This window comes from Bradyrhizobium forestalis (assembly GCF_002795245.1).
In the GTDB taxonomy this organism is placed as follows: Bacteria; Pseudomonadota; Alphaproteobacteria; order Rhizobiales; family Xanthobacteraceae; genus Bradyrhizobium; species Bradyrhizobium forestalis.
Window position 1 is genome coordinate 23,768 of record NZ_PGVG01000058.1, and the last position, 10,147, is coordinate 33,914.

Sequence of the window (10,147 nt, forward strand, 5' to 3'; positions counted from 1 at the left end):
ATGACCGCGCCAAGAACTCCCGCAGCCTGTCTGATCGGATGGCCGGCGGCGCATTCGCGCTCGCCGCTGATTCATCATTACTGGCTGCGCACGCTCGGAATCGAGGGCGGCTACGTCATCGAGGCGGTTCCTCCCGAGGACCTGCGCGACTTCGTGCTGCGGCTGTCGCTGCGCGGCTTCGTCGGTGCCAACGTCACCATCCCGCACAAGGAAGCCGTGCTGGCGCTGTCGACGCCTGATGCGCGCGCCAGGGCCGTCGGGGCCGCCAACACGCTGTGGTTCGCGGACGGCGAGCTGCGCGCGACCAACACCGATGTCGAAGGCTTCATCAACAATCTCGACGCCAGCGCGCCCGGCTGGGACGCGGCCGAGGAAGCGCTGGTGCTCGGTGCCGGCGGCTCCTCGCGCGCGGTCGTGTTCGGCCTGCTCGAGCGCGGCATCAAGTGCGTGCATGTTGCCAATCGCACGATCGCGCGGGCCGAGACGCTGGCCAAGCAGTTCGGGCCGAACGTGCGTCCGCTGCCGTGGGACGCGATCGGCGATGTGCTGCCGCAGGCAAGACTTCTCGTGAACACGACCTCGCTCGGCATGCACGGCCAGCCGTCACTCGATGTTGATGTCGCACGCCTGCCGCAAGCGGCTGTCGTCGCCGACCTCGTCTATGTTCCCTTGGTGACGCCGCTGCTCGCCGCAGCGACGGCGCGAGGCCTGAAGACCGCCGACGGGCTCGGCATGCTGCTGCATCAGGCGGTGCGCGGCTTCGAGCTGTGGTTCGGTCGGCGGCCTGAGGTCACGGCCGAGCTGCGCGCATTGGTCGAGGCCGATCTCACAAAGACTTGAGAGGGTAACGGCGAATAGCACACCACCTCCGGAGTTCTATCCCCGTGGGACAATCGGAGACCGTCATGACTATTCAACGTACAACCTTGATCCGTCCGCTCGCCGCCGTCGCAATGGTAACCGTCTCGACCTTCGCGGCCCTCGCGCAGAAGGCGCCGGTGCCGACGCGCGTGCGCGGCACCATCGAAAGCGTCAATGGCGACACCATGCAGGTCAAGTCGCGCAGCGGTGAAGAGGTCAAGCTTCACCTCGCCTCTGACGTGAACGTGTCAGGCATTACCAAGATTTCACTCGCCGACATCAAGCCGGGTTCGTTCGTCGGCGCGACCACCGTGCCGGGACCGGACGGCAGCCAGAACGCCGTCGAGGTGCACGTGTTTCCGGAAGATATGCGCGGCACCGGCGAAGGCTCGCGGCCCTGGGACCTCAAGCCCAACTCGAGCATGACCAATGCGACGGTGGCCGAGAGCGTGGTCGGCAATGACGGTCACACGCTGCTGGTCAAGTACAGGGACGGCGAGAAGAAGGTGTTCGTCGCCGACAACACGCCGGTGGTGACCTTCGTGCCCGGCGACAAGTCCGACCTGAAGACCGGCGCGAAAGTCATCGCCTTCATGAAGCAATTGCCGGACGGCTCGTTCGAGGCCAATCGCGTCAGCGTCGGCCGCGACGGCCTGACGCCGCCGATGTGAGGAGGCGGCAAGTGTAGCGCGCAACTGCCGCCACATTCTCCGCTGTCGTCCCGGACAAGCGTCAGCGCAGATCCGGGACCCATAATCACAGGATGAAGTTTGGTGAAGGCTGATAACTCCGAGTCCCCGTAGCCACGCCTGCCTGTGGCTATGGGTCCCGGATCGGCGCGCGCTTGAGGCGCGCTTGTCCGGGACGACAGCGGAGTTTAAGGCAACGGCTCTCGATCGCGTCGCGAGACGGCACTGCCGCTATGCTTCACACCGCAATCACGTGATCGTCGATCTCGTCGATCCGGTTGACGCCGCACAGGCCCATGGTGGTGAGCAGCTCCTTCTGGATGATGTCGATCGCCTTGGCGACGCCGGCCTGGCCGCCGGCACCAAGGCCATAGGCATAGGCGCGGCCGATCATGCAGGATTTTGCGCCGAGCGCCAGCGCGCGCATCACGTCCTGGCCGGAGCGGATGCCGCCGTCGAACATGATCTCCATCTTGTCACCGACTGCATCGGCGATCTCGGGCAGCACCTCGATCGAGGACGGCGCGCCGTCGAGCTGGCGGCCGCCGTGGTTGGAGACGACGAGGGCCTGCGCACCGGTCTTGGCGGCTTCCTCGGCGTCCTCGACGTCGAGGATGCCCTTGATGATGAGCTTGCCTGGCCAGATGCTGCGGACCCACTCGACGTCCTTCCAGTTCAAGGAGGTGTCGAACTGCGACGCCGTCCATTCGGCGAGGCGGTTGAGATCCTCGGTGTTCTTCACGTGACCTGCGATGTTGCCGAAGGTGCGGCGCTTGCCCTGCAGCACGCCGGAGACCCAGGCCGGCTTGCTGGCAAAATCCAGGAGCTTCGACAGCGACCACTCGGGCGGCACCGTCATGCCGTTCTTGATGTCGGCATGGCGCTGGCCGATCACCTGCAAGTCGACGGTGAGCACCAGCGCGCTGCACTTCGCCGCCATCGCGCGCTGGATCAGGTCCTTGATGAAGCCGCGGTCCTTCATCACGTAGAGCTGGAACCAGAACGGCTTCTCGACATTGGCGGCGATGTCCTCGATCGAGCAGATCGACATTGTCGACTGCGTGAACGGGATACCGGCGGCCTGCGCCGCGCGGCAGGCGTAAATTTCGCCGTCGCCGTGCTGCATGCCGAGCAGGCCGACCGGCGCGAGGATCAGCGGCATGGTCGAGGGCTCGCCGAGGATCATGGTCGAGGTATCGCGCTTGGAGACGTCGACCAGGATGCGCTGGCGGAACTTGATCGCCTGCATGTCCTCGCGGTTGGCGCGCAGCGTTTCCTCGGCATAGGAGCCGCGGTCGCAATAGTCGAAGAACGCCTTCGGCACGCGGCGCTTATGCAGTGTGCGAAGATCGTCGATACAGGTGATGTGCTTCATGTCGTTTCCCCGGCCCGTCTTACGTGGAAGTCTTGCATCGGAAGATTTCGGGGTCATCTAGCATGGTTGGATGCACAGCCAAATCGTTTGAGAGGAGGGCGCCATGACGAGGCCGCACGCCAGACCGACGCCGGAAGAGATCAAGGAGAAGAAGGATCTCGACGAAGCGCTGGAAGAAGGCCTGGAGGAGACTTTTCCGGGCTCCGATCCCGTCAACGTCACCCAGCCGCCGCCGAGCCGCGGCGACGGCCATGTCAAGCGCTCGGATTAGAGGCGGGTTCCAGCCGGTTCCGCCGCCTCGGCAGGAACTATAAGGTTAACAAGGCGTTATACGGCCCACGCCGCGCCTGGTTCCGTAACGATTTATCACATTTTTTGAAGCCAACTTGCCCGCATTGGCTTTATATAGACCCAGCACATCAGGGATGCGGGGCCCGTTCGGGCAGCCCGTGGTTGTAGAGGGGATCCCTGGTTGTTGCCTGGGGGACCAAATGAGTCGCAAATATTTCGGGACGGACGGGATCCGAGGCCGCGCCAACGGGCTGATCACGCCGGAGCTCGCGCTCAAGGTCGGCCAGGCCGCGGGTCTTGCGTTCCAGCGCGGCGACCACCGCCACCGGGTCGTGATCGGCAAGGACACCCGCCTGTCCGGCTACATGATCGAATACGCGATGGTCGCGGGCTTCACCTCGGTTGGCATGGACGTGCTGCTGGTCGGCCCGATGCCGACGCCGGCGGTGGCGATGCTGACCAAGTCGATGCGCGCCGATCTCGGCGTGATGATCTCGGCCTCGCACAATCTGTTCGAGGACAACGGCATCAAGCTGTTCGGCCCGCAGGGCTTCAAGCTTTCCGACGACGTCGAGAGGCAGATCGAGCAGCTGCTCGACGAATCTCTCGACAGGCGGCGGGCGCAGAGCGCGAGCCGCGGCCGCGCCCGCCGTATCGACGGCGTGCACGACCGCTACATCGAATTCGCCAAGCGCACGCTGCCGCGCGATCTGTCGCTCGATGGCCTGCGCGTCGTGGTCGATTGCGCCAATGGCGCCGCCTACAAGGTGGTGCCTGAAGCGCTGTGGGAGCTGGGTGCCGACGTGGTGCCGATCGGCGTCGAGCCCGACGGCTTCAACATCAACAAGGAATGCGGCTCGACCTCGCCCGAAGCGCTGTCGAAGAAGGTGCGCGAGATGCGCGCCGACATCGGCATCGCGCTGGATGGCGATGCGGATCGCGTCATCCTCGTCGACGAGCGCGGCCACCTCGTCGACGGCGACCAGCTGCTCGCGGGGATCGCGCAGAGCTGGAAGGAAGACGGCCGGCTGTCGCGGCCGGGCATCGTCGCCACCGTGATGTCCAATCTCGGCCTCGAACGCTTCCTGCAAGGGCAGGGACTCGAGCTGGTGCGCACGCCGGTCGGCGACCGCTACGTGCTCGAACAGATGCTGAGCGGCGGCTACAATCTCGGCGGCGAGCAGTCCGGCCACATCATCCTGTCCGACTACGCCACCACCGGCGACGGCTTCGTTGCGGCGTTGCAGGTGCTGGCCGTGGTGCAGAAGCTGCGCCGGCCCGTGTCCGAGGTCTGCCATCGCTTCGATCCGCTGCCGCAGATCCTCAAGAACGTCCGCCACAAGGGCGGCAAGCCGCTCGACGATTCCGACGTCAAGTCGGCGATCTCCGACGGCGAGAAGCGCCTCAATGGCCACGGCCGCCTCCTGATCCGCTCCTCCGGCACCGAGCCCGTGATCCGCGTCATGGGCGAAGGCGAGGACCGCATTCTGGTCGAGGACGTCGTCGACACCATCGTCCTGGCGCTGGGGCAAGCCGCGGCCTGAGCTTTTCTTACCCTCCCCTGGAGGGGGAGGGTCGATCGCGCGAAGCGCGAGCGGGGTGGGGTGATCTTTCCTCTCGGGCAGTTTCGCGCGCGGAGAGACCGTCACCCCACCCCGTCTCACATTTCGCTGCGCTCAATGTGAGCCGACCCTCCCCCTCCAGGGGAGGGTAAGGGACGAGAGGGCTACATCGTGCTCGCCGGCATCAGCTTCTCGCACTTCCTCTTCCTGCCGGAACTGCCACGGCACGTGCATTGACGCACCCGCACTTGCCGCATTGCGGCTTCACACATCGTTAGCAAATGCGGCGAGGGCGTCGCATTTGGCGCGGCATTTCTGCAACGCCGGCGCGGCACTCGCGTGTGAGGTGAGGAAATATCAACCTTAAAAATTAGGGTTAAGTGGCGCTTAAACATTTGCTGGCATCGTCCGGGTCGTGAGTTTCCAGAACGTGGGGCGTCTGCATTTTGCCTCACCGGCCATAAGGACGAAGCCAATGCGTAGCGTTAAGTCTCTCCTTGCCGCGGGTGCGGCAACCCTGATCTCCCCGATGGCGTTCGCCGCCGACATGCCGATCGCCGCGCCCCCTCCCATGTACGCGCCGCCCGCCCCGCCCGCCGACTTCGGCGGCTGGTATCTGCGCGGCGACATCGGCATGACCAATCAGCGCGCCAAGAGCATCGAGGGCAACGTGGCGCCCGGGTTTACGAAGACGACGGAGGGACTCGGCTTCGACTCGTCCCCGCTGTTTGATCTCGGTGTCGGCTATCGCTTCAACAACTGGTTTCGTGCGGACGTGATCGGCCAGTACCGGGGCAAAGCCAATCTGCACGGCAGCGACAACGTCGTTGGACCCGGCTTCGTCGGCGTCAACAATTACACCGGCAGCAAGTCCGAGTGGGTCGTCATGGCGAATGCCTATGTCGATCTCGGCACCTGGTGGTGCATCACTCCGTTCATCGGCGCCGGTGTCGGCGGCTCGTACAACAAGATCAGCAGCTTCCGCGACGACGGCGTGTCGTACAGCCCTGGTCTCAACAACAGCGTCGCTTACTTCGCCGATAACGGTAAGTGGAACTTCGCCTGGGCCGCTCACGCCGGTCTCGCCTACAAGGTCAATCCCGGGTTCACCGTCGAACTGGCCTACAGCTACATGAACCTCGGCGACGCGGCGCCCGGAAACTTCCGGACCTTCGACGGCCTCCAATCGGGTCCGACGTCGATCAAGATCAAGGAGCTCACCTCGCACGACCTGAAGCTCGGCGTGCGCTGGGATCTCAACAGTCCGCCGGCCTACATGCCGCCGCCGCTGGTCACCAAGGGCTGATCAGCAGGCTGATCGGTTAGGACTTCTTAACGGCGCGGGATCATCCCGCGCCGTTTTGCTTTGCGTATTTTTCATGGCGAGTAGGCGGCGAAGGCGTCCGACGCAACCATTGGTTAAGGTTAACAGGCGATGATCATCGCAACAGTTCGAGTCCGATGGAGCGTGGTGATGCGTAGGCTGGTGTTGGCAGCGGCGATGTTGGGGACGGTGTCTGCCGCGAACGCGGCCGACATGCCGGATCTGCCCGTGCTGCGCGGCGGCTTCACCGACGGGTTGTCGAAGACGAGCCGTAATTGGGACGGCTTCTACGCCGGCGGTCACTTCGGCTACACCTCCGACTCATCCGATTTCGGCCAGAGCGTGGTCGGCCTGACCAACTACATCTTTCGAGACAGCGTGCTTCAGCAGCCGACCTCGACGTGGTCGCTTCTCAGCAAGAACACCGCGCAGAGCACGAATTTCGGCGGCTTCGTTGGCCGCAACTGGCAATGGTACGACGCGGTGCTCGGCCTCGAAGGTACCTACACCTACTTCAACAACCTCAAGACCGCGTCGACTGGCTCCAATGCGCTCGACATCATCAACCCGCCTGGCGACACCGTGCCCCCGGGGGCCTTCAACCATTGGAACGTGACTCTGACCGGGTCCGCGACGGCTCAGGTCAAGGATATGGTCACGTTGCGTGGTCGCATGGGTTGGGATGGCGGTGACTTCATGCCGTACATCTTCGGCGGCGCTGCCATTGGCCGGATGGATGTTTCCCGTACGGTGTCCAGCAACGTAACGCTGCGTACCGATACGACGACCATCGATGGATTCGGCAACACCGTAATCGTGCCGGGAACGACGAACCCCGTTCCAGCCCAGTCGCAGACGCAGGGCCAGCACAAGACCAATGCCTTCGTAGCCGGCTGGACCGCCGGCATCGGGCTCGAATATTGCCTGTGGAACGGCTTGTTCGCGCGAGTCGAATACGAGTACGTGCAGTTTTCGCCCATCATGAACACCTCGGTGACACTGAACAACGCGCATGTCGGACTTGGCTACAAGTTTTGAGCCTGTCCGGTCTGGTTGACAACTTTCCCGCCTCCTGATGCTCTGTCGCCCGAAAGCGGGGCGGCGATGAAGATCTACGGCGACAGCAATTCCGGCAATTGTCTCAAGGTGAAGTGGGTCTGCGACAAGCTCGCGGTGCCCTACCAGTGGATCGAGATCGACACGCGCAAGGGCGAGACGCGCACGCCGCAGTTCCTGAAGATGAACGGCGCCGGCCAGGTGCCGACCGTCGCCTTCGACGACGGCCGCACGCTGGCACAGTCCAACGCCATCATCCGCTATCTCGCCCGCGACAGTGCGCTCGTTCCGCGCGACGCTTTTGCGGCGGCCAAGATGGACGAATGGCTGTTTTGGGAGCAGTACAGCCACGAGCCCTATATCGCGGTGTGCCGCTTCGTCCTCGTCTATCTCGGCAAGGACGCCTCCGAGCTCGATCCTGAAAAGGTCAAGCGCGGCTATGCGGCGCTCGACCGCATGGAGCAGCATCTTGCCGCCAGCCGCTTCTTCGCCGGCGATGAGGTCTCGCTCGCAGACGTGTCGCTGCTCGCCTATACGCGCCTCGCGCATGAAGGCGGCTTCGATCTCGGCCGCCATGGGTCCATCCGCCGCTGGATCGGCGAAGTCGAAGCGTTTCTCGGCCTTTCGCCGGCGCGCTGAGTCCGGAGTTGTCTGACATGAACGCCGAAGCCGTCTTCATCCGTCCCGCGGGCCGCGAGGACGTCGCCGCGATCGTGGCGATGCTCGCCGACGATCATCTCGGCCGCGCGCGCGAGCGCGTGGAGGATCCGTTGCCCGCCTCCTATTACGACGCATTCGCGCGGGTCGAGCGCGATTCGAATCTCACGCTTGTGGTTGCCGAGAGCGCGGGCAGGGTGGTCGGCTGCCTGCAACTTGCGATCCTGCCGGGCATCAGCTCGCAAGGCGGCGTGCGCGGCCTGCTCGAGGACGTTCGCGTTGCCTCCGATTGTCGCAGCCGCGGCATCGGCGAGCAGTTGGTGCAATGGGCGGTGACAGAGGCCAAGGCGCGCGGCTGCAATCTGGTCGAGCTGCTCACGCATCAGACCCGAATCGATGCGCAGCGTTTCTATAAACGGCTCGGATTTGCCGCGAGCCATGTGGGCATGACTGTCCGCTTTTGAGGCAGCGCTGCACAAGCGTTGCTTGTTCAGCGAAATCGGATCGCGCGTTCGTTCATCTTAAGAGCTGATAAACTACCGTCCGTCGTTCACGTGGAAGCGGGAGCGAACGGTGCTACGCAGCGTCGGACACCGGGCTCGGTCGGTTCGGGGATTTTCGATGACAAGCTATTCCATCATCAAGGTCGGCAACGACTACGTTGTGCAGGCCAATGACAAATGCATTTTGAAGGTCGGCAGCCGCCGCAGGGCCGCGCAATTGATCAGCGATGCCACGAACTTGCTGAACGCGCTCGCCGTGGTTGAGTCCCCCGAAATCGCACCCGAGGCGCCATCACTGGCCCGTGAGACCCCCGAACTTCCTTGACTGGTCTTCCCGTTTCCCGTATCAGCCGCGGCGGGACACCTCCCCCCAACGGGAGGCTTACTATCTGGAAGGGTAGATCATGACTGTAGCGAAGCCCGCTTCGCGGCCGACCGTGCCGCATTTCTCCTCCGGTCCCTGCGCCAAGCGCCCCGGCTGGAACGCCCAAAATCTCAAGGACGCAGCGCTCGGCCGTTCGCATCGCGCGAAGATCGGCAAGGCCAAGCTCAAGCTCGCCATCGACCTGACGCGCGAAGTGCTTGAGGTGCCCGCCGATTACCGCATCGGCATCGTGCCGGCCTCCGATACCGGCGCGGTCGAGATGGCGCTCTGGTCGCTGCTGGGTGCGCGGCCCGTCACCACGCTCGCCTGGGAGTCGTTCGGCGAGGGCTGGGTCAGCGACATCGTCAAGGAATTGAAGCTCAAGGACGTCACCAAGCTCAACGCGGCCTATGGTGAAATCCCCGATCTCTCCAAGGTCGATCCCGCAAGCGACGTTGTCTTCACCTGGAACGGCACCACGTCAGGCGTGCGCGTGCCGAACGCAGACTGGATCAAGGCGGATCGCACGGGCCTGACGATCTGCGACGCGACCTCGGCCGCATTCGCGCAAGCTCTCGACTTTGCAAAGCTCGATGTCGTCACCTTCTCGTGGCAGAAAGCGCTCGGCGGCGAGGCCGCGCACGGCATGCTGATCCTGTCGCCCCGCGCGGTGGAGCGGCTCGAGACCTACAAGCCGGCCTGGCCGCTGCCGAAGATCTTCCGCATGACCAAGGGCGGCAAGCTCAACGAGGGCATCTTCGTCGGCGAGACCATCAACACGCCGTCGATGCTCTGCGTCGAGGATTATCTCGATGCGCTGAATTGGGCCAAGTCGATCGGCGGCCTCAAGGCGCTGATCGCGCGTGCCGATGCCAACACCAAGGTGCTGGCCGACTGGAAGGCGAAGACGCCGTGGATCGACTTCCTGGCGAAGGATCCTGCGATCCGCTCCAACACTTCGGTGTGCCTGAAGTTCACCGATCCCGCCATCACCTCGCTCTCCGAGGACGCGCAGGCCGACTTCTCCAAGAAGCTGGTCGCGCTGGTCGAGAAGGAAGGCGCCGGCTACGACTTCGCCTATTACCGCGATGCGCCGGCGGGCTTGCGCATCTGGTGCGGCGCCACCGTCGAGGCCAGGGATGTCGAGCTGCTGACGCAGTGGATCGACTGGGCTTTTGCCGACACCAAGGCGCAGCTCGCCAAGGCGGCGTGAGCTCTTAACCCTCCCCTGGAGGGGGAGGGTCGACGCACCGCCAGGTGCGGCGGGGTGGGGTGATCTCTCCACGCGGCGCACCGGCGATTATCTTTGTTGCAGCTTCACCCCACCCCGGCGCTTCGCGCCGACCCTCCCCCTCCAGGGGGGGGGGGGAAGCTGCCTCTTCTACACATCTGAAGCCGCCGCCGAACATCTCTGTGCTGAGTTCGGTGTGACGTGTGTCACGCAACAGAAAAATACTTGATGGAG

11 protein-coding genes are annotated in these 10,147 nt (G+C 64.2%); 10 read left to right on the top strand and 1 reads right to left on the bottom strand.

Going from position 1 to position 10,147, the window contains the following annotated elements:
* On the top strand, positions 1–840 hold the full coding sequence (locus CVM73_RS35845; protein ID WP_100236456.1) for a shikimate dehydrogenase: 840 nt from the start codon (positions 1–3) through the stop codon (positions 838–840).
* A 65-nt stretch (positions 841–905) separates the two neighbouring features.
* Positions 906–1,532: a hypothetical protein gene (locus CVM73_RS35850; RefSeq protein ID WP_167407247.1), complete on the top strand. Its 627-nt coding sequence runs from the start codon at positions 906–908 to the stop codon at positions 1,530–1,532.
* Positions 1,533–1,788: 256 nt separating this feature from the next.
* Here the strand turns inward: CVM73_RS35850 and CVM73_RS35855 are convergent, their stop codons facing one another.
* Positions 1,789–2,925 carry an alpha-hydroxy acid oxidase gene (locus tag CVM73_RS35855; protein ID WP_100236458.1) on the bottom strand — a complete coding sequence of 379 codons (1,137 nt, stop codon included), beginning with the start codon at positions 2,923–2,925 and terminating at the stop codon, positions 1,789–1,791.
* 103 nt (positions 2,926–3,028) lie between these two features.
* Between CVM73_RS35855 and CVM73_RS40570 the strand changes: the two genes are divergently transcribed.
* From CVM73_RS40570 to CVM73_RS35890, 8 genes are all read left to right on the top strand, one after another.
* Positions 3,029–3,196, top strand: coding sequence for a hypothetical protein (locus CVM73_RS40570; RefSeq protein ID WP_167407248.1), 168 nt, complete (start codon positions 3,029–3,031; stop codon positions 3,194–3,196).
* A gap of 220 nt (positions 3,197–3,416) precedes the next feature.
* Positions 3,417–4,760: a phosphoglucosamine mutase gene (gene glmM / locus CVM73_RS35860; RefSeq protein ID WP_100236459.1), complete on the top strand. Its 1,344-nt coding sequence runs from the start codon at positions 3,417–3,419 to the stop codon at positions 4,758–4,760.
* Positions 4,761–5,253: 493 nt separating this feature from the next.
* The gene (locus CVM73_RS35865) at positions 5,254–6,084 is read left to right on the top strand and encodes an outer membrane protein (RefSeq protein WP_167407249.1); all 831 of its coding nucleotides are present in this window, start codon (positions 5,254–5,256) and stop codon (positions 6,082–6,084) included.
* A gap of 168 nt (positions 6,085–6,252) precedes the next feature.
* Positions 6,253–7,140 (top strand): outer membrane protein, encoded by an 888-nt coding sequence (locus CVM73_RS35870; RefSeq protein ID WP_100236461.1) that lies wholly within the window; start codon positions 6,253–6,255, stop codon positions 7,138–7,140.
* A 66-nt stretch (positions 7,141–7,206) separates the two neighbouring features.
* Positions 7,207–7,797, top strand: coding sequence for a glutathione S-transferase family protein (locus CVM73_RS35875; RefSeq protein ID WP_100236462.1), 591 nt, complete (start codon positions 7,207–7,209; stop codon positions 7,795–7,797).
* 17 nt (positions 7,798–7,814) lie between these two features.
* The gene (locus CVM73_RS35880) at positions 7,815–8,279 is read left to right on the top strand and encodes a GNAT family N-acetyltransferase (protein ID WP_100236463.1); all 465 of its coding nucleotides are present in this window, start codon (positions 7,815–7,817) and stop codon (positions 8,277–8,279) included.
* Positions 8,280–8,436: 157 nt separating this feature from the next.
* Positions 8,437–8,643, top strand: a complete 207-nt coding sequence (locus CVM73_RS35885; protein WP_100236464.1) for a hypothetical protein — start codon at positions 8,437–8,439, stop codon at positions 8,641–8,643.
* A gap of 79 nt (positions 8,644–8,722) precedes the next feature.
* Entirely contained in the window at positions 8,723–9,895 is a 1,173-nt protein-coding gene (locus CVM73_RS35890) for a phosphoserine transaminase (RefSeq protein ID WP_100236465.1), read from the top strand.
* Positions 9,896–10,147 lie beyond the last annotated feature (252 nt).

What these genes read in the sequence shown, in the direction of transcription:
- CVM73_RS35845 (WP_100236456.1), top strand. Translation starts at nt 1, where the DNA reads ATGACCGCGCCAAGAACTCCCGCAGCCTGTCTGATCGGATGGCCGGCG.
- CVM73_RS35875 (WP_100236462.1), top strand. Translation starts at nt 7,207, where the DNA reads ATGAAGATCTACGGCGACAGCAATTCCGGCAATTGTCTCAAGGTGAAG.
- glmM (WP_100236459.1), top strand. Translation starts at nt 3,417, where the DNA reads ATGAGTCGCAAATATTTCGGGACGGACGGGATCCGAGGCCGCGCCAAC.
- CVM73_RS35855 (WP_100236458.1), bottom strand. Translation starts at nt 2,925, where the DNA reads ATGAAGCACATCACCTGTATCGACGATCTTCGCACACTGCATAAGCGC.
- CVM73_RS35870 (WP_100236461.1), top strand. Translation starts at nt 6,253, where the DNA reads ATGCGTAGGCTGGTGTTGGCAGCGGCGATGTTGGGGACGGTGTCTGCC.
- CVM73_RS35880 (WP_100236463.1), top strand. Translation starts at nt 7,815, where the DNA reads ATGAACGCCGAAGCCGTCTTCATCCGTCCCGCGGGCCGCGAGGACGTC.
- CVM73_RS35885 (WP_100236464.1), top strand. Translation starts at nt 8,437, where the DNA reads ATGACAAGCTATTCCATCATCAAGGTCGGCAACGACTACGTTGTGCAG.
- CVM73_RS35865 (WP_167407249.1), top strand. Translation starts at nt 5,254, where the DNA reads ATGCGTAGCGTTAAGTCTCTCCTTGCCGCGGGTGCGGCAACCCTGATC.
- CVM73_RS40570 (WP_167407248.1), top strand. Translation starts at nt 3,029, where the DNA reads ATGACGAGGCCGCACGCCAGACCGACGCCGGAAGAGATCAAGGAGAAG.
- CVM73_RS35890 (WP_100236465.1), top strand. Translation starts at nt 8,723, where the DNA reads ATGACTGTAGCGAAGCCCGCTTCGCGGCCGACCGTGCCGCATTTCTCC.
- CVM73_RS35850 (WP_167407247.1), top strand. Translation starts at nt 906, where the DNA reads ATGACTATTCAACGTACAACCTTGATCCGTCCGCTCGCCGCCGTCGCA.